Origin of the sequence: Leclercia sp. UBA2479 (genome assembly GCF_002341985.1) — a bacterium.
GTDB lineage: Bacteria > Pseudomonadota > Gammaproteobacteria > Enterobacterales > Enterobacteriaceae > Enterobacter > Enterobacter pneumoniae.
Genome location: NZ_DDPB01000010.1, coordinates 50,883 through 72,661 on the forward strand (window position 1 = coordinate 50,883; position 21,779 = coordinate 72,661).

Genomic DNA, 21,779 nt, shown 5'->3' on the forward strand with positions numbered 1-21,779 from the left:
TATGTTCAGCGCCCCGACCATACAGAAAGTTTCCGTGGTGATCCCGGTCTATAACGAACAGGAGAGCCTGCCTGAGCTTCTGCGCCGCACCACGGCTGCCTGCGAGACGCTGGGCAAGGCATACGAAATTTTGCTGGTGGATGACGGCAGCAGCGACGACTCCGCCCACATGCTCACCGACGCCGCGAACGAGCCGGGGAGCCACATTGTCGCCGTGCTGCTGAACCGTAACTACGGCCAGCACTCGGCGATCATGGCCGGTTTCAGCCACGTGACGGGCGATCTGGTCATCACTCTGGATGCCGACCTGCAAAACCCGCCGGAGGAGATCCCGCGCCTGGTTGCCAAAGCCGATGAAGGTTATGACGTGGTTGGCACCGTGCGGCAGAACCGCCAGGACAGTCTTTTACGCAAGCTGGCATCACGCACCATCAACCGCCTGATCCAGCGCACCACCGGCAAGGCGATGGGCGATTACGGCTGTATGCTGCGCGCCTATCGCCGCCATATTGTCGACGCCATGCTGCACTGCCACGAGCGCAGTACGTTCATTCCCATTCTGGCGAACACCTTTGCCCGTAAGGCCACGGAGATCCCGGTGCTGCACGCCGAGCGCGAGCACGGCGAGTCGAAGTACAGCTTCATGCGTCTGATCAACCTGATGTACGACCTGATCACCTGCCTGACCACCACGCCGCTGCGTCTGCTGAGCGTCTTCGGCAGCGTGATCGCGCTCGCCGGGTTTGCGCTTTCCGTGTTGCTGGTCGTTCTGCGTCTGGTCTTTGGCCCGCAGTGGGCGGCGGAAGGGGTCTTTATGCTATTTGCCGTGCTGTTTACGTTCATCGGCGCCCAGTTTATCGGTATGGGGCTGCTGGGGGAGTATATCGGCCGAATCTACAACGATGTTCGCGCGCGTCCGCGCTACTTTATTCAACGTGTTGTCCGTCAGGAACACGAAGCGTCTCAAGAGGAAAAACACCCATGAAAGCTGTCGTCTTTGCCTATCACGATATGGGGTGCACGGGCACACTGGCCCTGCTGGAAGCAGGCTATGACATTGCTGCCATTTTTACGCATCCGGATACCGTCGGTGAAAACACCTTCTTCGGGTCGGTGGCGCGTATTGCGGCCGAGCGCGGCATCCCGGTTTACGCCCCGGATGACGTAAACCATCCGCTGTGGGTTGACCGCATCCGCAAGATCGCCCCGGAGATGATCTTCTCGTTCTACTACCGCAGCCTGCTGTGCGACGAGATCCTGAGCGTGGCGACAAACGGGGCGTTTAATCTTCACGGCTCCCTGCTGCCCGCCTATCGCGGCCGCGCACCGCTGAACTGGGTGCTGGTCAACGGCGAAACGGAAACCGGCGTAACCCTGCACCGCATGGTCAACCGCGCCGATGCCGGGGCGATCGTCGCGCAGCAGCGTGTGGCCATCGGCCCTGACGATACCGCCCTGGAACTCCATCATAAGCTCTGTGCTGCGGCGCAAACGCTGTTGCGTGATACGTTGCCGACGCTTCTGAACGGCTCCTTCAGCGAAATCGCCCAGGACGAGAGCAAGGCCAGCTGCTTTGGCCGCCGCACCCCGGAAGACGGGCGTCTGGACTGGCATAAACCGGCGCGACAGCTGCACAACCTGGTGCGCGCCGTGACCGACCCGTGGCCGGGGGCGTACAGCTTCGCCGGGGTCAGCAAATTTATCGTCTGGAAATCCCGGGTGCGTGACGACATACCTGCCGCCAGGCCGGGCACCGTTGTCTCCGCCTCACCGCTGATCATCAGCTGCGGTGAGCAGTCCCTGGAGATCGTCACCGGGCAAACTGACAGCGGCCTGTACGTGCAGGGCGCGCAGCTGGCGCAGTCTCTCGGTCTGGTTGCCGGGGCACTGATCACCAGCGCGCCGGTTGTCGCTATTAAGCGCCGCACGCGCGTGTTAATCCTTGGGGTGAACGGTTTTATCGGCAACCACCTGACCGAGCGCCTGCTCAGGGACGACAACTACGAGATCTACGGTCTGGACATTGGATCCGATGCGATCGGCCGCTTCCTCGACAACCCGCGTTTTCACTTCGTCGAGGGGGATATCAGTATCCACTCCGAGTGGATCGAATATCACATTAAGAAATGCGACGTAGTGCTGCCGCTGGTGGCGATTGCGACCCCGATCGAGTACACCCGTAACCCGCTGCGCGTGTTCGAGTTGGACTTCGAAGAAAACCTGAAGATTATCCGCGACTGCGTGAAATACGATAAACGCATCATCTTCCCGTCGACCTCGGAAGTGTACGGCATGTGCACCGACAACAACTTCGACGAAGACACCTCGAACCTCGTGGTCGGGCCGATCAACAAGCAGCGCTGGATCTACTCCGTGTCCAAACAGCTGCTGGACCGCGTGATCTGGGCCTACGGCGAAAAAGCGGGGCTGCGCTTTACCCTGTTCCGTCCGTTTAACTGGATGGGGCCGCGGCTGGACAACCTCAACGCGGCGCGCATCGGCAGCTCGCGCGCCATCACCCAGCTGATCCTTAACCTGGTGGAAGGGTCGCCTATCAAGCTGATTGAAGGCGGTAGGCAGAAGCGCTGCTTCACCGATATCAGCGACGGCATCGAGGCGCTGTTCCGCATCATTGAAAACAAAGATAACCGTTGCAACGGCGAGATCATCAACATCGGTAATCCGGATAACGAAGCGAGCGTTCGTGAGCTGGCCGAGATGCTGCTGGCGAGCTTTGAGCGCCACCCGCTGCGCGATCGCTTCCCGCCGTTTGCGGGCTTCCGCGAAGTGGAAAGCAGCAGCTATTACGGCAAAGGCTATCAGGACGTTGAGCACCGCAAGCCCAGCATCCGCAATGCGAAGCGTTGTCTGAACTGGACGCCGACCATTCAGATGGAACAAACCATTGATGAAACGCTCGATTTCTTCCTGCGCACCGTGGAGCTATCGGAACAGGCCTCATGAAAAAAGTCGGTTTACGCATTGATGTCGACACCTTTCGCGGCACGCGTGACGGCGTGCCACGGCTGCTGGCGCTGTTGAGCAAGCACGGCGTGCAGGCCAGCTTTTTCTTCAGCGTCGGGCCAGACAACATGGGGCGTCACCTGTGGCGCCTGGTTAAACCGGCCTTTCTGTTCAAAATGCTGCGTTCGCGCGCGGCCTCTCTCTACGGCTGGGATATTTTACTGGCTGGCACCGCCTGGCCCGGCAGACGTATCGGGGCAGGCAATGAAGCGGTTATCCGCGACGCCGCGCGCGATCATGAGGTGGGGCTTCACGCCTGGGATCACCACGCCTGGCAGGCATGGGCCGGGGTCTGGGACATACCGCGTCTGACGCGCGAGGTGGATCGCGGCATGCTGGAGCTGGAAGCGATTACCGGCCAGCCTGTTCGCTGCTCGGCGGTGGCCGGGTGGCGGGCCGATCAGCGGGTGGTGAAAGCCAAAGAGCCGTTCGCCTTTCACTACAACAGCGACTGCCGGGGTACCGGTCCGTTTTTGCCGCTGTTAGGCGAGAACCGCTTCGGCACCGTGCAAATCCCGGTCACGCTTCCCACCTGGGACGAGGTGGTCGGGTGCGAGGTCAGTGCCGACGGCTTTAATCGCTTCATTCTGGACGCCATGCATCGCGATGCCGGGACGCCGGTCTACACCATCCACGCCGAGGTCGAAGGCATTGCGTATCAGCAGGATTTCGATGCGCTCCTGACGATGGCGGCGCGGGAGGGCATTCAGTTTTGCCCGCTGAGCGCGCTGTTACCGGACGACCTCCAGAGCCTGCCGCCCGGCAAAATCGTTCGTCGTGAAATGGCTGGCCGGGAAGGCTGGCTTGGCTATCAACAAACCGTGAGTTCGGGACTATGAAAACAGCCCGTTATGGCGCAGCGCTTCTCGCTCTGTTTATCGTTTACTACCTCATTCCGGTCGATCTGCGCCTGCTGTGGCAACCAGACGAAACGCGCTACGCGGAAATCAGCCGCGAAATGCTGGCCTCGGGCGACTGGGTGGTGCCGCATTTTCTGGGGCTTCGCTACTTCGAAAAACCGATTGCCGGATACTGGATCAACAGCATCGGGCAGTGGCTGTTTGGCGACGGCAACTTTGCCGTTCGCGCCGGATCGATTTTCTCCACCGGGCTGACGTCGCTGCTGGTGATGTGGCTGGCCTGGCATCTCTGGCGCGATAAGCGCGTCGCCTTGTTATCCGGCGTGATTTTTTTAACCCTGCTGCTGGTCTACGGTATCGGGACCTATGCCGTGCTGGACCCGATGATTACCCTCTGGCTGGTGGCCGCGATGTGTAGCTTCTGGCTGGCCGCGCAGGCAAAAAGCCCTGGCGGGAAAGCGGCGGGCTATCTGCTGCTGGGGCTGGCCTGCGGCATGGGCGTGATGACCAAGGGCTTTCTCGCCCTGGCGGTACCGGTCATCGGCGTGCTGCCGTGGGTGATTGTGCAAAAACGCTGGAAAGAGGTGCTGCTGTTTGGCTGGCTCGCTGTCCTGAGCTGCGTGCTGATTGTCCTGCCCTGGGGACTGGCGATTGCGCACCGTGAACCTGACTTCTGGCGCTACTTCTTCTGGGTGGAACATATCCAGCGCTTTGCACAGAGCGATGCCCAGCATAAAGCGCCGTTCTGGTATTACCTGCCGTTCCTGATTGCCGGTAGCCTGCCGTGGCTGGCGCTGATGCCCGGGGCGCTGCGTCTGGGCTGGCGCGACAGGCAAGAGGCGGGGCAGGGGTGGTATTTACTGGGCTGGGTAGTGATGCCGCTGCTGTTCTTCAGCATCGCCAAAGGCAAGCTGCCGACCTACATTCTGCCGTGCTTTGCGCCTCTGGCGATCCTGATGGCACGCTATGCCTGCACCGTGGCGGAAAAAAGCGTCCGGGTGCTGCGCGTCAACGCGGGCATTAACCTGGCATTCGGCGCGCTTGGCGTGGTGGCCGCGCTGGTAGTGTCACCGTGGGGGCCGACAGCGCATCCCGTCTGGGCTCCCGTTGAGCTGTATAAAATTTTCTGTGCGGTCATGGCGTTCCTCGTCTGGGCGGCGGTGGGCAAGTACACCCTGCGCGACAGCCCGCGGCGCTGGTGGCTGGCGGCGCTCTGTCCGGCCGGGCTGGCGCTGCTGGTTGGGTTCGCCATCCCCAGCAAGGTGGAGGATTCAAAGCAGCCTCAGTTGCTAATCGAGACCGTGCGCGTGCCGCTGCAGGAGAGCCGGTTCGTGCTTGCAAACAACGTGGGTGTGGCGTCCGGACTGGCCTGGGAGCTTAAGCGTAACGACATCATTCTTTACGGTCAGGCAGGGGAACTCCGCTACGGTCTGAACTACCCCGACGCACAGGGGCGCTTCGTGAGCAAAGAGGCGATCGCCCAGTGGCTGGAGGAGCATCGCCAGCAGGGTCCGGTGTCGCTGGTGCTTCTGCTGTCTAAAAATGACGATCTTGTTCGCGCGAAGCTGCCTGAACCGGACAGCCTGTACGTTCAGGGCCGCCTGGCTTATTTGCAGTATTTCCCGCAATGATGACCTGGATCGGGCTGATATTGGCGAGCCTGCTGAGCTGCGCAGGCCAGCTTTGCCAGAAACAGGCGACCCGTCCGGCAACAACCGGGCGGCGCGGCGCGCACCGTGCGCTCTGGCTTGGCCTTGCGCTGCTGGCGCTGGGCAGCGGGATGCTGGTCTGGCTGGTGGTGTTACAGCATCTGCCGGTCGGGATTGCCTACCCAATGCTGAGCCTCAATTTTGTCTGGGTGACGCTGGCGGCAAAAACCCTCTGGCGTGAGCACATTTCGCCGCGCCACTGGCTGGGCGTGGGCTTGATTATCGTCGGGATTATTGTGCTGGGAGGAAGCCTGTGAAGGGCGTGTTATGGGCATTATGCAGCGTGATTCTGGTCAGCGCGGCGCAGCTGTTGCTGCGCGCGGCGATGGTGGCCTTGCCCCCCGTCAGCGATCTCGCGGTATTTATGCTGGCGCTCTGGTACCGTGCGCCGGGAACCGGTTCGCTGGTGCTGGGCCTGATGGGCTATGTGGTATCAATGGGCTGCTGGTATCTGGCGCTGCACCGTCTGGCGCTCAGCAAAGCTTATGCCCTGCTGAGCCTCAGCTATGTGCTGGTGTGGGGCGCAGCCATTGTGCTCCCCGGCTGGGACGAACCATTTTCCTGGCACGGGCTGGCTGGCGTCGGGTTGATTATTGCGGGTGTGCTGACAATTTTTCGCCCGACGCGTCGTTAACAGAATGGACCGCCGCCGCGGTAAGCGCAAAAGGGGTGGCGGTGCAGACGGCAAGGCTCAGCGACGCAATCTGACACTGACTGACCGAATGCAGCGCGTGGGCCGCGCTGTCGATGCTGACAATTTGCCACGAGTGCGCGCCGCGCTGTTTAACGATGGCACCTTTTCGCGTCCAGATGCGCCAGAACGCCGCAAGCTGGTTATCCGGCGCTTCATTTTCCAGTTCGGCATGTTCGGCACTGCTGAACACGGCGTTGGCGAGCGTCCGCCAGTTATCCTGCGCACGAATATGTTCCAGCGAGCAGCCCACGTCACCTTCATCGCTGACGATCAGGGCAATATCATCCTCACAGTGGCTGACGCTGAACCACAGCGGGTAGTGGTCGGCAAAGCCCGGTTTTCCCTGTTCACTGTAAATAATCTCCGGCAACGGCTCTGGCGCAAACAGGCGCGAGAGCAGCCCGCGGCCCGCCAGCCAGCGGGCGCGCTGTGCGCCCTCAGGGGCATAACGGGTAAGGGCTTCGGCCCAGTTATCGGTACTGAGCGAGGAGATTTTTCCCAGAAAAACCTGGTACATAAGAGGTCTGGCCTTCAGTCGAAATAGAGATATCCGCACAGTTGCGCGGCGAAACCATTACTATAATCTATTGCTGCTCACAATAGCTAACCGGGAAGCGGATTACCCCGGCAATCGACTTTTTGGCCGCCCTGGTCCGAGCAGTATCGCCAGCTTGCTGCCGCCCTGAGTCGTCTCCATCCAGATTTTACAGACGCTGGTGAGCGGTACGGAAAGCAACATGCCGACCGGCCCCAGCAGCCAGCCCCAGACTAATAACGACAAGAAGACCACCATCGTCGACATCCCCAGACGGTGGCCCATCATGCGGGGTTCGACAATATTTCCCAGCACCATGTGCACGACCAGGAAAAGTGCACCGACCATCATGCATTCGTAAAAACCATTGAACAAAAAGGCCTGGATCATGGGCGGCCCGGCGGAGAGGACCGCGCCAATATTGGGAACATAGTTAAGCAGAAAGGCCAGCACACCCCACATCAGTGCAAACTGGACATCCAGTAGCGCGAGCCCCAGCCAGACGATGGCTCCCGTCCACAGGCTCAGTAACGTTTTCAGCGCCAGATAGTGCGACACCCCCTTCAGGGCGCGGTGCAGGCCGGCGATGTGGATCTGCGGATTGTGCAGGGCAAAGCGCATTTTATAGGGGACGTGGCGCACCTCGAAAAGCATAAAGACGACCGTCATCACCAGCAGCACAATGCTCGCCATCGCCCCGGAAAGTTGGGTCATGAATGCGGTGGCGAAGGTCATCACCTTCTCGGAATCCATTCGCTGCAGCATGCGTTCTGGCGAAATGTGCAGGTTAAGAAAAGGCATCATCTGCTGTAAATCCACCAGTTTGCGCGTCAATTCCCGGTTGTATTTTGGCAGCATTGCGACAAATTCATTCATCGAGGCCGCCAGTACGCCGAAGAGGGCGATGAGGACAATCAGCATTACCACCACCACAATGGTAATGGCGATTGGGCGACTGACCCCGCGCCGTAAAAACCAGGTCACCAGAGGGTTAAGGACAATTGCGAAGAAGAGCGCCAGCAAGAGCTGGACAAGGATATCCGCCGCGGCGTGGATCCCGGCCAGTATCACCACCAGGCAGGCCAGCTTGAGTAAAATGTGAAGTCCTGCTTTATCGGGAGGCGTGGGCGTCATGACGATTCCTTTTGTTGTATGCATATAGAGTGTAGTGCGCGGCAGACGCTTCGTTAGACGCTGATATTCTGAAAAGTCGCTGCTGATTTTCTGCCCCTGACGTGGTAATAGTGAAACACTGTTGTAAAAATCCTGGTGATATCCATGCCCGAACCTGCCGCCGAACTGGCGCTGAGCGGATTGCGCCTCAATCTGCGTATTGTCTCTGTCGTTATTTTTAACTTTGCCAGCTACCTCACCATCGGCCTGCCGCTTGCGGTACTGCCAGGTTATGTCCATGAAACCATGGGCTTTAGCGCATTCTGGGCGGGGCTGGTGATCAGCTTGCAATACTTTGCCACCCTGATGAGCCGCCCGCACGCGGGCCGCTACGCCGATCTTTTCGGGCCAAAGAGCATTGTGGTATTGGGGCTGTGCGGCTGTTTTCTCAGCGGCGTGAGCTACCTGCTGGCCGACTGGACCCACGCCTGGCCGATGGCAAGCCTGGCGCTGCTCTGCCTGGGGCGCGTGATTCTGGGTATCGGCCAGAGCCTGGCGGGAACCGGCTCAACGCTGTGGGGCGTTGGCGTCGTCGGCGCGCCGCACATTGGCCGGGTGATTTCATGGAACGGGATTGTCACTTACGGCGCGATGGCGATAGGTGCGCCGCTTGGCGTGCTCTGCTATCGCTATATTGGCCTGCAGGGGCTGGCACTCACGATTATGGGAGTGGCGTTACTCGCCATTCTCTTCGCGCTGCCGCGCCCGAAAGTGAAAGCCAGCAAAGGAAAACCGATGCCGTTTCGGGCGGTGCTGGGACGCGTCTGGCTTTACGGCATGGCGCTGGCGCTGGCCTCGGCAGGGTTTGGCGTCATCGCCACCTTTATCACCCTGTTTTACGATGCTAAAGGCTGGGACGGTGCCGCCTTTGCCTTAACGCTGTTTAGCTGTGCGTTTGTCGGCACCCGCCTGTTGTTCCCCAACGGCATTAACCGCCTGGGCGGGCTGAACGTGGCGATGATCTGCTTTGCCGTGGAAATTATCGGCCTGCTGCTGACCGGGATCGCTAACGAGCCGTGGGTCGCGAAAATTGGCGTTTTCCTGGCGGGGGCTGGTTTTTCGCTGGTCTTCCCGGCGCTGGGCGTGGTGGCGGTGAAGGCCGTGCCGCAGCAAAACCAGGGCGCAGCGCTGGCCACCTATACGGTGTTTATGGATATGTCGCTCGGGATCACCGGGCCGCTGGCCGGACTGGTGATGGCATGGGCAGGGGTGCCAGTGATTTATCTTGCGGCGGCGGGGCTGGTCACGGTGGCGTTGTTATTGACCTGGCGGCTAAAAAAAAGGCCCCCGACGCCAGCGCCGGAGGCCACTTCAACGTGATGGATTACTGAATCACGAGAGTGTTAATGATATTTTCAGCGGCAGTTTGCGCTTTCTGCTGATCGTCGGCAGGCAGCGTAATCTGCAGAGTCAGCAGTTTGTTATCGACCTTGCCGAGCACCACGGATGAGTACGCGGTCTGGCCTTTGGCCGAGATAATGCTATCCAGTTGCTGCAGCTTGTGGCCTTTCAGTTCAATGGACTTGTTGGTCACCACCTGCAGCTGCGGGTCACGGGTACGCTGTTGATCTTCAAGGCGCTTCGCCAGCACGCCCAGATCTTCTGAGGTGTCGTCGCCGACAATCACGATCACGGCTTTTTGCCCCGTCGCGTCGGAATAAACGTGCATATTGTTGCTCTGGGTGCCCAGTTTACCGCTCTGATCGGTCATGTCCGCCGGCAGAGAGAAACTGAGTTTGCCATCCATCAGGCTGATCGGCTGGCTCGTTGCGTTGCTTTCAGCAGACGCGGCCTGAGCGGCAGATTTGGTATCGCTGTTGTCACAAGCTGCAAGCCCCATTACCAGCAGGCCAATCCCGACATATTTAACCAGATTGCGCATTAACTTCTTCCTTTCGATAAACGGCCATAACGGCTCATTCTTCCATCTTATCACAACTGCTCTGGGGAACCTTTACCCTGCCTGCAATGCCGAGATTTCAGATTTATCTGCCAGCTTTTTCATACACATATTCAGCAATACACCATACATCGGCAGGAAGAATACCAGGCTGATAAGCACCTTAAAGGCGTAATCCACCAGCGCGATTTCCATCCAGTGCTGCGCCATAAACGCATCCGGGCTACGCCAGAAGGCGATAAAGAAGAAGGCCAGCGTATCGCTCACATTGCCAAACAGCGTGGAGGCCGTGGGGGCCAGCCACCAGCGACGACTCTGCCGCAGGCGGTTAAAGACGTGCACATCGAGGATCTGCCCCAGCGCATAGGCCATAAAGCTGGCGGCGGCGATACGCGCCACAAACAGGTTAAAGTGCGCCAGCGCGCCAAAGCCCTGCCAGCTTCCCATATAAAACAGGGAGGAGATCACATATGAGATAAACAGCGCAGGCAGCATCACCGCGAAAATAATGCGACGGGCCAGCGGCGCGCCAAAGATCCGCACGGTAAGGTCGGTTGCCAGGAAGATAAACGGGAAACTGAATGCGCCCCAGGTGGTGTGGAAACCAAAAATGGAGATGGGGAGTTGCACCAGGTAGTTACTGGAGGTAATCACCAGCAAATGAAAAAGCGAAAGCCAGAACAACGCTTTTACGCGCTGCGATTGTGTAAAGGAGTTCATATTGTACCTTTTTGATTAATATTTGGGGTGAGGGAACCCAATAAAGCCGCCGCATGATACTGCTTTGACAGGCGTTTGCAATGGCTAATTTTCACGCAATCGTTAACCTGGTTTGCTTTGCCTGAAACGCGGCGTAAACTACTGCCGTTTTTCTGTGAACGAGATGAAGATGACCGATCTGTTTTCTACCCCAGACCACACCCTTGATGCCCAGGGCCTGCGTTGTCCGGAGCCGGTAATGATGGTGCGCAAAACCGTGCGTAACATGCAGACCGGCGAAACGTTGCTGATCATCGCTGACGACCCGGCGACAACCCGCGATATTCCTGGCTTTTGCACCTTTATGGAACACCAGCTGGTGGCACAAGATACCGGCGCGCTGCCGTACCGCTACCTCATCCGTAAAGGCCAGTAGCCCTCTCGCCCGACAGGGCGTGACTGCCTCCCGGCAGAACGCCCATCACATTTTCAAACCATCGTTTCAAAATTAAGCTTTTTTTGTGAGGCGCTTCACCTTCGCTTTTCAGGGCGTAGGCTAGTTTTTAAGCGGAAAACTAAAACACTGTTTTAACGCTTACCTCACTACCCTGGAGTTGACTCGATGAAAACGACCCTCAAGCCGTTGCTGGCCGCGCTGTGTCTGTCTGCCGTTGCTGCATCCGTCTCTGCTCAAACTATTAAAGCTGCCGATGTGCATCCCGAGGGCTACCCGAACGTGGTGGCGGTACAGCACATGGGCGAAAAACTTAAACAACAAACTGACGGCAAGCTGGAGATTAAAGTCTTCCCCGGAGGCGTGCTGGGCGATGAAAAACAGATGATTGAGCAGGCGCAAATGGGGGCCATTGATATGATTCGCGTCTCTATGGCGCCGGTTGCCGCCATCCTGCCGGATATCGAAGTCTTTACCCTGCCGTACGTCTTCCGCGATGAAGACCATATGCACAAGGTCATTGATGGCGATATCGGCAAGCAGATTGGCGATAAGCTCACGGCTAACCCGAAATCGCGTCTGGTCTTCCTCGGCTGGATGGACTCCGGTACCCGCAACCTGATCACCAAGGCCCCGGTAGCGAAACCTGAAGATCTGAAAGGGCTGAAGATTCGCGTGCAGGGGAGCCCTGTCGCGCTGGCCACGCTGAAAGATATGGGCGCTAACGCGGTCGCGATGGGGGTGAGTGAGGTTTACAGCGGTATGCAGACCGGCGTCATCGACGGCGCAGAGAACAACCCACCCACCTATATCGCCCACAACTACATGCCGGTCGCCAAGAACTACACCCTGAGCGGTCACTTCATCACCCCGGAAATGCTGCTCTACTCGAAAGTGAAGTGGGACAAGCTCAGCGCCGACGAGCAGCAGAAGATTTTGACCCTGGCCCGCGAAGCTCAGATGGAACAGCGCAAGTTGTGGAAAGAATATAACGATCAGGCGCTGGCGAAAATGAAAGCGGGCGGCGTGCAGTTCCACGATATCGATAAAGCGGTCTTTGTGAAAGCGACAGAGCCGGTGCGCGCCCAGTACGGTGACAAGCACCAGGATCTGATGAAAGCCATCGCTGACGTTCAGTAAACCGGAGTATGTATGTCCGAAATCTACCTGAAGTGGATGGACCGTCTCTACCTGCTGGCGATGGCGATTGCCGGGCTGTCGCTGCTGGTCATGACCATTGTTATTCCAATCGGCATCTTCTCTCGCTATGTGCTCAATCGCGGTGAGTCCTGGCCTGAGCCGATTGCCATTATCTGCATGGTGACGTTCACCTTTATCGGCGCGGCGGTGGGTTACCGCGCCGGTTCCCACATCGCGGTCAACATGCTCACCGACCGCCTTCCCGACGGGCTTAAAATGCTCTGCGCCAGGGTGGTGGATCTTCTGATGCTGCTGATTTCGCTCATCATCTTCTGGTACAGCTACCTGCTGTGTATGGAGCTGTGGGAGCAGCCCGTGGCGGAATTTCCTTTACTGACCTCCGGCGAAAGCTACCTGCCGCTGCCGGTGGGATCGGCAATGTTGATTCTCTTTGTGCTGGAGCGGCTGTTCTTTGGCTCCCAGGAAAACCGCCCGGTCGTGATGATCGGTAACCACAGTTAAGGGGTGAACGATGGACGCTTTTGTTTTGTTATTCACCCTCGCCATTTTGCTGGCACTGGGGATGCCGGTGGCCTTTGCCGTAGGGTTAAGCGCCGTTGCCGGGGCGCTGTGGATTGATTTGCCGCTGGAGGCGCTGATGATTCAGATCACCAGCGGGGTAAACAAATTTACCCTGCTGGCGATCCCGTTCTTTATCCTCGCCGGGGCGATCATGGCGGAAGGGGGCATTGCGCGGCGGCTGGTGAACTTTGCCTATATTTTTGTCGGCTTTATTCGCGGCGGATTGTCGTTGGTAAACATTGTGGCCTCGACCTTCTTCGGCGCCATCTCGGGGTCGTCGGTGGCGGATACCGCCTCTATCGGCAGCGTGATGATCCCGGAGATGGAAAAGAAGGGCTATCCGCGAGAATACGCGGCGGCAGTCACGGCCAGCGGGTCAGTGCAAGCGATTTTAATCCCGCCCAGCCATAACTCGGTGATCTATTCGCTGGCGGCTGGCGGCACGGTTTCTATCGCCACCCTGTTTATCGCAGGCGTTTTGCCGGGGTTGCTATTGGGATTAAGTCTGATGATCCTCTGCCTCGGATTTGCCCATAAACGCGGCTATCCAAAAGGGGAAAAAATCCCCTTTAAACAGGCACTGAAGATTTTTGTCGATGCCCTGTGGGGGCTGATGACGGTGGTGATTATCCTCGGCGGGATTTTGTCCGGGATCTTTACCGCGACCGAATCAGCGGCGGTGGCCTGTCTCTGGGCCTTCTTCGTCACCATGTTTATCTACCGCGATTATAAATGGAGCGAGCTGCCGAAGCTGATGTGCCGCACGGTCAAGACGGTCACCATTGTGATGATCCTGATTGGCTTTGCCGCGGCATTTGGCGCGGTGATGACCTACATGCAGTTGCCGATGCGCATCACCGAATTCTTTACCGCGCTCTCCGACAACAAATACGTGATTTTGATGTACCTCAATATCATGTTGCTGCTGATCGGCACCCTCATGGACATGGCACCGATCATCCTGATCCTGACGCCGGTGCTGCTGCCGGTCACCAACTCTCTGGGGATTGATCCGGTGCACTTCGGCATGATCATGATGGTGAATCTCGGGATCGGGCTGATTACGCCGCCGGTAGGATCCGTGCTGTTCGTTGCCAGCGCGGTGAGCAAACAGAAGATCGAAAGCGTGGTCCGCGCCATGCTGCCCTTCTACGGCATGCTCTTGATTGTATTAGCGATGGTGACCTATATCCCGGCCATCTCATTGTGGTTACCGGGCGTACTGGGGATGCAGTAACGCCGTAGCCCCAGGCATCGTGAAGCAAGGCTGGGGTGGGGCAGCAGACCCACCCCAGCCGTCATTTGGGTGTATTACCGACGACGCAAAAGCCGTAACGCGTTCGCGGTGACCAGCACCGTCGCCCCGGTATCTGCCAGCACTGCCAGCCACAGGCCGGTTATCCCGAGTAGCGTTGTGACCAGGAAAATAGCCTTCAGCCCCAGCGCGATAGCGACGTTCTGACGAATATTGGCGCGGGTGGCGCGGGCAAGGGCGATCATCTGCGCCAGCCCGGTCAGGCGATTGTGGGTCAAGGCTGCATCGGCGGTCTCCAGCGCCACGTCGGTGCCGCTACCCATCGCGATGCCCAGCGTCGCGGCTTTCATCGCCGGGGCATCATTAATGCCATCTCCCACCATCGCCAGTGGGGCATCTTCTTTTAGCTTCGCCACGGCACGCACTTTATCGGCGGGCAGTAATCCGGCCCTGTAGGCCAGCCCCAGTTCGTCCGCGATGGCTGCGGCGGCGCGAGGGTTATCCCCGGTGAGGATGACGCCCTGAATGCCCATCTGATGCAATGCGGCGACCGCCTGTTTCGCATCCTCGCGCAGGGTATCGCGTAGCGCCAGAACCCCTTTGGTCACGCCATCCTGCAGCACAACCACAACCGTTTGCCCGGCCTCCTCTAAAGCCTGAGCCTGTGCGTCAGGGGTGCTGCCCGCCGCGATAATCACGACCTTTTTACCTTCGACCTCGGCTTCAATGCCCGATCCTGGCAGCGCACGCTGCGCGGTTGCCGCCGGGATCGTCAGCCCGCGGGATTGAGCTTCACGAACAATGGCCTGCGCCAGCGGGTGCGTGGAACCTTGCTCAACGGCCGCCGCCAGCGCAAGCAGTTCGTTCTCACTGCTCTCCTGCGGATAGATACCGGTCACCTGCGGCTTTCCGACGGTCAGCGTGCCGGTTTTATCGAAGGCGACGTGCTGTACCTGACTCAGCTGTTCCAGCGCGGCACCGCCTTTAATCAGCGCCCCGTGACGCGCGGCAGCGGCAAGGCCAGAGGTAATAGCCGCAGGCGTGGAGATCACCAGTGCGCAGGGGCAGCCAATCAGCAGCAGCGTTAACCCCTTGTAGATCCACGCTTGCCACGGCGCGCCAAAGAACAGCGGCGGAATAAGGGCCACCAGCAGGGCGACCAGCATGATGGCCGGGGTATAAATCCGGCTGAAGCGATCGATAAATCGCTCAACCGGGGCGCGGCGCTCTTCGGCTTCCTCAATGAGCTTCAGAATGCGGTCGATGGCGCTGTCGCCAGGTTCAGAGAGAACGGTAAGCTGTACCAGACGATCCACGCTGGTGGCCCCTGCCGGAACTCGTTCTCCGGTCTTGCGTTCTACCGGAATCGACTCACCGGTCAGGGCGCTTTCATCGAAACTTGCCATTGCATTTAGCAGGGCGCCATCGGCGGGCAGGCGCCCGCCTGCGGCCACTTCGATAACATCGCCCGGACGTAGCGCACTGATGGCCACGGTTTTACGTTCGTGATTAACGACCTGAGTGGCGGTTTCAGGGCGGAGCGCCATCAACGCGCTTACCCCTTTGCGCGCCCGGCTCGCTGCCCAGCCTTCCAGGCGTTCACCCACCAGAAACAGCAGCAGCACCATAGCGGCCTCTGCCGTCGCGCCGATAAACAGGGCACCTATGGCCGCCACGCTCATCAGGGTTTCGATGGCAAACCAGCTTCCGCTTTTCATCAGGCGTAGCGCCTGACGGGCGATGGGATAAAGTCCCACCAGCGTGGTAGCGATAAAGGCCAGGTTACCGAGAGGGTGGTTAAACTGCTCCAGCGTCCAGCTCAGCGCCATCAGCACAATCAGCGTGATAAGCGGCAGATTTTCCCGCAGGAAGGAGGTGTGTACGACCGGGGCGGATTCACTGCGCAGGGAGTAACCGGCGTTGACGACGGCGGCCTCAACCCGAGAAGTAACATCGCTGTCGGCGCTGACCAGCAACTTTTCCGTGGCGAACAGCACCTGGACGTGATTGACTCCCTGCACCTGTTTCACCGCGTTTTCGACTTTGCGCGCGCAGGCGGCACAATCCATGCCGTTAACGACCCAGCTATAACGTTTTCCGCTTTCAGTCTGCGGGTTTAGCGCTTCTGTTTCGCAGGCGCTATCGCAACAGCAAGGCGCTTCGGGCTGGGCGGGCGTAAGCTTAAGTGCCGAGAATTGTGGCACTTTTTTTGACGTTTCTGGAGTCGACATGGCACTCTCCGGTAATGATAATTTTCTCATTAACCGCAGCATACACTCTGGAGTCGACTCCAGAGTCAAGCGTTTTTAAATATAGAGCGAACGCACGATCAGGAAGTGCCCGGCGAAGTAGCAGGCGGCAGCAATCGCGTTATCAGCCCGGAAACGGCGACGATAGTGGCTGCCCAGCCAGACGATATTCCCGATGAGCAACAGGGTCGCGCCGAAGAAGGCGGACATCGCCGGGGCCGTTGGGCGGAAGAACCACAGTTCGCCCGCCAGCCAGACCATCACCAGCGTCATGGCAATAAAGGTGCAAACGGGCCAGCGCATCTCCTCCAGCCGCGTCCAGATCACCGCAATCAACAGCGCCCCAATAACCAGCAGCGCCAGCGGTAGCGGCCAGAAGAAGGAGAGCGTCATCTGGCTGGCGAAATAGATGGTATAGAGCAGATGCGACAGGAAAAACGCCCCTACGGCATAGAGCAGCCGCTGGCGCGGAAGAAGTGTTAACGCATCACCCACCAGCGAGGCACACAGCCCGGCGAGCACCAGATAGCTGACGGCGTTGAACATAGGCGCCTGCCAGGCAAGGAGTAATAAAAGCAGCAGCGTGACGGGTTTAAACAACCAGCGCTGCCAGGCTGGGCCACGGTAAGACGCATCGACGTAAAGCCATGCGGAAAAACAGACAGCGATAAATGACCAAAGCATATTAACTCCCTGTATCTGTTACGGCTGAATAATCAGTTTCTGATTTAGTGTAGTGACGCGGGCGGGCGTTTGGCAATGCGGGGAAGGCAAGGTATCCTCAATTCCGTCTAATCTGATGGAATCGTTGATGAGCAAGATGCCGCTTTTTTTCATTATCGTGGTGGCGATTATTGTCATTGCCGCCTCGTTTCGCTTCGTGCAGCAGCGCCGCGAGAAGGCGGATAATGATGCTGCGCCACTGCTGCATAAGCGCGTGGTGGTGAGCAATAAACGTGAGAAACCCATTAACGATCGCCGTTCACGCCAGCAGCAGGTGACGCCTGCCGGAACCGCCGTGCGCTATGAAGCGAGCTTCAGGCCGCAGACCGGAGGGCTGGAGATGACCTTCCGCCTGGAGGCGCAGCAGTATCATCAGCTGACGGTGGGGGAGAAAGGGGTGTTGAGCTACAAAGGATCGCGGTTTGAAGGATTCAGGGCTGAGTAATGCTCGATCGGTCCCCTCTCCCTGTGGGAGAGGGTTAGGGTGAGGGCATCAGGCCGCACCTTACTTCTTCACCTGCGCCTTAAACTTCTTCATCCACACCAGCAGTTCAAACACGCCGAAAATAAAGACCCGTACCTGCTGCCAGGCAGTCATTTGTGGGCCATCTTTTGGCAGGCCGTTTTTCAGCATCACCATCTGCAGGGCGTGCATAAACGAAGTGAAAATCAGCGCCACGTTAACAAAGATGTTCATCGGACGCGGGAAAGGGTGCACCAGATTGAGGATCAGAAATGCCCAGACCCCCAGCATCAGCAAACGCCCCAGATTAATCAGAACCGGCATCGGTCTCTCCTTGTGATTGTCGGTGATAAAGACGATAAGCCACCTGACCGGCCACTTTTTCCCGGTGCAGATCCCAGTGTACGGGCACCGGCGGCAGGCCGTTTTCCACTTCACTCTCTACGTAGATTAGCGCGTTATCTGCCAGCCAGCCGTTGTTTTCCAGTAATGCTAATGTCTCTTCCAGCAACCCTTTACGAAACGGCGGATCGACAAAGACCACATCGTGCGGCGTGCCGGGTTGCGCGAGGAAGGTGAGCGTGTTGGTATTCACCACTTTGGCATGGCTCGCCTTCAGGGTTGCAAGGTTTTGCTGTAGCTGCTGCGCTACGCCGCGCTCCATCTCCAGCAGAATGGCGCTGGAGGCATAGCGGGAGAGGGCTTCCAGCCCCAGCGCGCCGCTGCCGGCAAAGCAATCCAGGCAACGGGCATCGGCCATCGACGGTGCCAGCCAGTTAAACAGCGTCTCACGCACGCGGTCGGTGGTGGGGCGCAGGCCGGGACTATCCGGCACCGGAAGTTTACGGCCTCGCCACTGGCCGCCGATGATACGTATCTGACCGGCCGCAGCACGGTTGGGTTTCTTCATATCTTTGCTCAGGTCACTCATTGGGCCTGCGCTTGCAGGCGGTGATGTGCGTTAAGTTAAGTGATAAACTATTTCATCATTTTTTTAGCTTCCATGTATATAGCGCCGGAAATTAACCGCGAGGGGTGTAGTCGCAAATGGCAAAAGAGAAAAAACGTGGCTTCTTTTCCTGGCTGGGCTTTGGGCAGAAAGAGCAGGAAACCGAACAGCAGGTTGAAGAGCAGCAGGCTGTTGACGCGCAGCCCGAGCCTGAAACGCCAGTAGAAGCGATTGCTGAACCCGCAGCGGAAGAGCACGCTCATTCGAAAGAAGAGACAGAGGCCTTTGCCGAAGAGGTTGTCGAGGTCACGGAGCAGGTACAGGAGAGCGAAAAACCGCAGCCGGTTGAGCCTGAGCCTCTCCCTGACGTTGAGCCTGTCGAACAACCAGAGCCGGTAACCGAGAAGAAGGTTGAGCCAACCCCGCAGGCGGTTATCGAACACGAAGCGCTGCCGCTGCCGGAAGAGGTGAAAGCCGAAGCGGTCTCAGCCGAAGAGTGGCAGGCCGAAGCGGAAACTGTCGAGATTGTCGACGCGGTGGAAGAGGAAGCAGAACGCGAACCGGAACTCACCGACGAAGAGCTGGAAGCCCAGGCGCTGGCAGCCGAGGCCGCTGAAGAAGCGGTCATGGTCGTGCCAGTGGAAGCGCAGCCAGAAGATGAGGCCGTGCAGGAGCAAGAAAAACCGACGAAAGAGGGGTTCTTCGCTCGTCTGAAGCGCAGCTTGCTTAAAACTAAAGAAAACCTCGGTTCCGGATTTATCAGCCTGTTCCGCGGCAAAAAAATCGACGATGATCTGTTTGAAGAGCTGGAAGAACAGCTGCTGATTGCCGACGTCGGTGTTGAGACCACGCGAAAAATTATCGCCAGTCTCACCGAAGGCGCAAACCGCAAACAGCTGCGCGATGCTGAAGCGCTGTACGGTCTGCTGAAAGACGAGATGGGTGAAATCCTCGCAAAAGTTGACGAACCGCTTAATATTGAAGGCAAAATGCCCTTTGTTATTCTGATGGTTGGCGTTAACGGCGTAGGGAAAACCACCACCATCGGTAAGCTGGCGCGTCAGTTCGAGCAGCAGGGCAAATCGGTGATGCTGGCGGCGGGCGATACCTTCCGTGCGGCCGCGGTTGAGCAGCTGCAGGTGTGGGGCCAGCGCAACAACATTCCGGTCATTGCTCAGCATACCGGCGCAGACTCCGCCTCCGTGATCTTCGACGCCATCCAGGCCGCGAAGGCGCGTAACGTGGATGTGCTGATTGCCGATACCGCCGGGCGCTTGCAGAACAAATCGCACCTGATGGAAGAGCTGAAGAAGATTGTTCGCGTCATGAAGAAGCTGGATGAAGACGCACCGCATGAAATTATGCTGACCATTGACGCCAGCACCGGACAGAACGCCATTAGCCAGGCGAAATTGTTCCATGAAGCGGTAGGGTTGACCGGTATTACGCTGACAAAACTGGACGGCACCGCAAAAGGCGGGGTAATTTTCTCCGTGGCAGATCAGTTCGGTATTCCTATCCGCTACATTGGTGTTGGCGAACGTATCGAGGATTTGCGTCCGTTTAAATCGGACGACTTTATTGAGGCACTATTTGCCCGAGAGGATTAACAATGATTCGCTTTGAACACGTCAGCAAGGCCTATCTCGGTGGGAGACAAGCGCTGCAGGGGGTTACCTTCCACCTGCAGCCGGGCGAGATGGCATTCCTGACCGGCCATTCCGGCGCGGGGAAAAGTACCCTGCTCAAGCTGATCTGTGGGATCGAACGGCCAAGCGCCGGGAAAATCTGGTTTAGCGGCCACGATATTAGCCGTCTGAAAAACCGTGAAGTGCCGTTTCTGCGTCGTCAGATCGGCATGATTTTCCAGGATCACCATCTGCTGATGGATCGCACCGTTTTCGATAACGTGGCGATCCCGCTGATTATTGCCGGGGCCAGCTATGATGATATCCGTCGTCGCGTCTCTGCGGCGCTGGACAAGGTTGGGCTGCTGGACAAAGCGAAGAACTTTCCGATTCAGCTTTCCGGCGGTGAACAGCAGCGCGTGGGCATCGCCCGAGCGGTGGTGAACAAGCCTGCCGTTCTGCTGGCGGATGAACCGACCGGAAACCTGGACGAAGCCCTCTCCGAAGGGATTTTGCGTCTGTTTGAGGAGTTTAACCGCGTTGGGGTGACGGTATTGATGGCGACGCACGATTTGGGCCTTATCTCCCGTCGTTCGTACCGCATGCTGACGCTCAGCGACGGGCACCTGCACGGAGGCCTTGGTGAATAAGCGCGACGCAATCAACCAGATCCGCCAGTTTGGCAGCAAATTCGACCGTTTCCGCAAACCGCATAGCGGAGGTGACGGCAATCGCAATCAACCGAGACGTGCGAAAGCCGCCCCGAAACCAAACTCGCGAAAAACTAACGTCTTTAACGAGCAGGTTCGCTACGCCTTCCAGGGCGCACTGCAGGATCTGAAAAGCAAGCCGCTGGCGACCTTCCTCACGGTGATGGTGATCGCCATCTCCCTGACGCTGCCCAGCGTCTGCTACATGGTCTACAAAAACGTAAACCAGGCGGCGTCGCAGTATTACCCATCGCCGCAAATCACCGTCTACCTTGATAAAGCGCTCGATGACAACGCTGCGGCGCAGGTTGTGGGGCAGATCCAGGCCGAGCAGGGGGTAGAGAAGGTTAACTACCTTTCGCGTGAAGAGGCGCTGGGGGAGTTCCGTAATTGGTCTGGCTTTGGCGGCGCGCTGGATATGCTGGAAGAGAACCCGTTACCCGCCGTGGCGGTGGTGATCCCGAAAATTGATTTCCAGGGCACGGATTCGTTGAACACGCTGCGTGACCGGGTTTCCCGCATTAACGGTATCGATGAAGTGCGCATGGACGATAGCTGGTTCGCGCGCCTGGCGGCGCTTACCGGGCTGGTGGGGCGCGTGGCGGCAATGATTGGCGTGCTAATGGTCGCGGCGGTGTTCCTCGTCATTGGTAACAGCGTGCGTCTGAGCATCTTTGCCCGTCGCGATACTATCAACGTGCAAAAGCTGATCGGCGCAACGGATGGCTTTATCCTGCGTCCATTCCTCTACGGCGGGGCGCTGCTCGGTTTTACCGGCGCATTTCTTTCACTGATATTGTCAGAAATTTTGGTGATGCGGCTCTCTTCTGCCGTTACTGAAGTGGCGCAGGTTTTCGGAACTAAGTTTGATATCAGTGGCTTAGGGTTCGATGAGTGCCTGTTATTACTGCTGGTTTGCTCAATGATTGGGTGGGTCGCAGCCTGGCTTGCTACCGTCCAACATTTACGTCGCTTTACTCCGGAATAATAAAAGCGTGATATAATCTTTCCCTGCACCGAGTTGTCGCTCTG

22 protein-coding genes and 1 pseudogene are annotated in these 21,779 nt (G+C 58.2%); 15 read left to right on the forward strand and 8 right to left on the reverse strand.

Annotated elements, in window-relative coordinates:
* The first annotated feature begins 1 nt into the window (after window position 1).
* The 6 genes from arnC to arnF are packed head-to-tail and all read left to right on the forward strand — an operon-like array spanning window position 2 to window position 6,227.
* Window positions 2-985: an undecaprenyl-phosphate 4-deoxy-4-formamido-L-arabinose transferase gene (arnC, locus tag B3B59_RS16185; RefSeq protein ID WP_046886807.1), complete on the forward strand. Its 984-nt coding sequence runs from the start codon at window positions 2-4 to the stop codon at window positions 983-985.
* Window positions 982-2,964, forward strand: coding sequence for a bifunctional UDP-4-amino-4-deoxy-L-arabinose formyltransferase/UDP-glucuronic acid oxidase ArnA (arnA, locus tag B3B59_RS16190; RefSeq protein WP_046886806.1), 1,983 nt, complete (start codon window positions 982-984; stop codon window positions 2,962-2,964). Before arnC ends, arnA begins: the two co-directional genes overlap by 4 nt.
* The gene (gene arnD / locus B3B59_RS16195) at window positions 2,961-3,863 is read left to right on the forward strand and encodes a 4-deoxy-4-formamido-L-arabinose-phosphoundecaprenol deformylase (RefSeq protein WP_046886805.1); all 903 of its coding nucleotides are present in this window, start codon (window positions 2,961-2,963) and stop codon (window positions 3,861-3,863) included. The genes arnA and arnD overlap by 4 nt, the downstream gene beginning before the upstream one ends.
* Window positions 3,860-5,515, forward strand: coding sequence for a lipid IV(A) 4-amino-4-deoxy-L-arabinosyltransferase (gene arnT / locus B3B59_RS16200; RefSeq protein WP_286809547.1), 1,656 nt, complete (start codon window positions 3,860-3,862; stop codon window positions 5,513-5,515). The genes arnD and arnT overlap by 4 nt, the downstream gene beginning before the upstream one ends.
* Entirely contained in the window at window positions 5,512-5,850 is a 339-nt protein-coding gene (gene arnE / locus B3B59_RS16205; RefSeq protein ID WP_046886803.1) for a 4-amino-4-deoxy-L-arabinose-phosphoundecaprenol flippase subunit ArnE, read from the forward strand. Before arnT ends, arnE begins: the two co-directional genes overlap by 4 nt.
* Window positions 5,847-6,227, forward strand: a complete 381-nt coding sequence (arnF, locus tag B3B59_RS16210) for a 4-amino-4-deoxy-L-arabinose-phosphoundecaprenol flippase subunit ArnF (protein WP_046886802.1) — start codon at window positions 5,847-5,849, stop codon at window positions 6,225-6,227. Before arnE ends, arnF begins: the two co-directional genes overlap by 4 nt.
* On the opposite strand, the gene acpT is transcribed toward arnF, so the two are convergent.
* Both acpT and B3B59_RS16220 read right to left on the reverse strand, forming a co-directional pair.
* Complete coding sequence (gene acpT, locus B3B59_RS16215) at window positions 6,184-6,804, reverse strand: 4'-phosphopantetheinyl transferase AcpT (RefSeq protein WP_006177964.1); 621 nt, start codon at window positions 6,802-6,804, stop codon at window positions 6,184-6,186. The genes arnF and acpT overlap by 44 nt on opposite strands.
* Window positions 6,805-6,906: 102 nt before the next feature.
* The gene (locus B3B59_RS16220) at window positions 6,907-7,956 is read right to left on the reverse strand and encodes an AI-2E family transporter (RefSeq protein ID WP_046886801.1); all 1,050 of its coding nucleotides are present in this window, start codon (window positions 7,954-7,956) and stop codon (window positions 6,907-6,909) included.
* Between the two features lie 110 nt (window positions 7,957-8,066).
* Here B3B59_RS16220 and B3B59_RS16225 point away from each other — a divergent pair.
* Window positions 8,067-9,315 (forward strand): annotated as a pseudogene (locus B3B59_RS16225) (MFS transporter).
* 4 nt (window positions 9,316-9,319) lie between these two features.
* Here B3B59_RS16225 and B3B59_RS16230 read toward each other — a convergent pair.
* The gene (locus tag B3B59_RS16230) at window positions 9,320-9,877 is read right to left on the reverse strand and encodes a DcrB family lipoprotein (protein ID WP_046886799.1); all 558 of its coding nucleotides are present in this window, start codon (window positions 9,875-9,877) and stop codon (window positions 9,320-9,322) included.
* Between the two features lie 72 nt (window positions 9,878-9,949).
* A complete protein-coding gene (locus B3B59_RS16235; protein ID WP_040078217.1) occupies window positions 9,950-10,615 on the reverse strand; it encodes a 7-cyano-7-deazaguanine/7-aminomethyl-7-deazaguanine transporter in 666 nt (221 codons plus the stop codon).
* A gap of 169 nt (window positions 10,616-10,784) precedes the next feature.
* Here B3B59_RS16235 and tusA point away from each other — a divergent pair, with 169 nt between their 5' ends.
* The 4 genes from tusA (at window position 10,785) to B3B59_RS16255 (ending at window position 14,007) form a co-directional block, all read left to right on the forward strand.
* Window positions 10,785-11,030 carry a sulfurtransferase TusA gene (gene tusA, locus B3B59_RS16240; protein WP_046886797.1) on the forward strand — a complete coding sequence of 82 codons (246 nt, stop codon included), beginning with the start codon at window positions 10,785-10,787 and terminating at the stop codon, window positions 11,028-11,030.
* Between the two features lie 186 nt (window positions 11,031-11,216).
* Window positions 11,217-12,188 (forward strand): TRAP transporter substrate-binding protein, encoded by a 972-nt coding sequence (locus tag B3B59_RS16245; protein ID WP_046886796.1) that lies wholly within the window; start codon window positions 11,217-11,219, stop codon window positions 12,186-12,188.
* A gap of 12 nt (window positions 12,189-12,200) precedes the next feature.
* Window positions 12,201-12,710: a TRAP transporter small permease gene (locus B3B59_RS16250; protein ID WP_207292551.1), complete on the forward strand. Its 510-nt coding sequence runs from the start codon at window positions 12,201-12,203 to the stop codon at window positions 12,708-12,710.
* A 10-nt stretch (window positions 12,711-12,720) separates the two neighbouring features.
* A complete protein-coding gene (locus B3B59_RS16255) occupies window positions 12,721-14,007 on the forward strand; it encodes a TRAP transporter large permease (protein ID WP_286809548.1) in 1,287 nt (428 codons plus the stop codon).
* A 74-nt stretch (window positions 14,008-14,081) separates the two neighbouring features.
* Here the strand turns inward: B3B59_RS16255 and zntA are convergent, their stop codons facing one another.
* Window positions 14,082-16,256 carry a Zn(II)/Cd(II)/Pb(II) translocating P-type ATPase ZntA gene (gene zntA / locus B3B59_RS16260; protein WP_286809549.1) on the reverse strand — a complete coding sequence of 725 codons (2,175 nt, stop codon included), beginning with the start codon at window positions 16,254-16,256 and terminating at the stop codon, window positions 14,082-14,084.
* Window positions 16,257-16,331: 75 nt separating this feature from the next.
* Window positions 16,332-16,958 carry a lysoplasmalogenase gene (locus tag B3B59_RS16265; protein WP_040078225.1) on the reverse strand — a complete coding sequence of 209 codons (627 nt, stop codon included), beginning with the start codon at window positions 16,956-16,958 and terminating at the stop codon, window positions 16,332-16,334.
* Between the two features lie 127 nt (window positions 16,959-17,085).
* Between B3B59_RS16265 and B3B59_RS16270 the strand changes: the two genes are divergently transcribed.
* A complete protein-coding gene (locus B3B59_RS16270; protein WP_046886792.1) occupies window positions 17,086-17,442 on the forward strand; it encodes a DUF2500 domain-containing protein in 357 nt (118 codons plus the stop codon).
* Between the two features lie 60 nt (window positions 17,443-17,502).
* Here B3B59_RS16270 and B3B59_RS16275 read toward each other — a convergent pair whose 3' ends face one another.
* On the reverse strand, window positions 17,503-17,784 hold the full coding sequence (locus B3B59_RS16275; protein ID WP_040078227.1) for a DUF1145 family protein: 282 nt from the start codon (window positions 17,782-17,784) through the stop codon (window positions 17,503-17,505).
* Complete coding sequence (gene rsmD, locus B3B59_RS16280; RefSeq protein WP_046886836.1) at window positions 17,768-18,370, reverse strand: 16S rRNA (guanine(966)-N(2))-methyltransferase; 603 nt, start codon at window positions 18,368-18,370, stop codon at window positions 17,768-17,770. Before rsmD ends, B3B59_RS16275 begins: the two co-directional genes overlap by 17 nt.
* Before the next feature lie 137 nt (window positions 18,371-18,507).
* On the opposite strand from rsmD, the gene ftsY reads away from it, so the two are divergent.
* From ftsY to ftsX, 3 genes are read left to right on the forward strand one after another with little or no spacing between them, the layout of a single operon-like run.
* Window positions 18,508-20,019: a signal recognition particle-docking protein FtsY gene (gene ftsY / locus B3B59_RS16285; protein ID WP_040078228.1), complete on the forward strand. Its 1,512-nt coding sequence runs from the start codon at window positions 18,508-18,510 to the stop codon at window positions 20,017-20,019.
* Window positions 20,020-20,021: 2 nt separating this feature from the next.
* On the forward strand, window positions 20,022-20,687 hold the full coding sequence (ftsE, locus tag B3B59_RS16290) for a cell division ATP-binding protein FtsE (protein WP_040078229.1): 666 nt from the start codon (window positions 20,022-20,024) through the stop codon (window positions 20,685-20,687).
* Window positions 20,680-21,735, forward strand: coding sequence for a permease-like cell division protein FtsX (ftsX, locus tag B3B59_RS16295; protein WP_040078231.1), 1,056 nt, complete (start codon window positions 20,680-20,682; stop codon window positions 21,733-21,735). The genes ftsE and ftsX overlap by 8 nt, the downstream gene beginning before the upstream one ends.
* Window positions 21,736-21,779 lie beyond the last annotated feature (44 nt).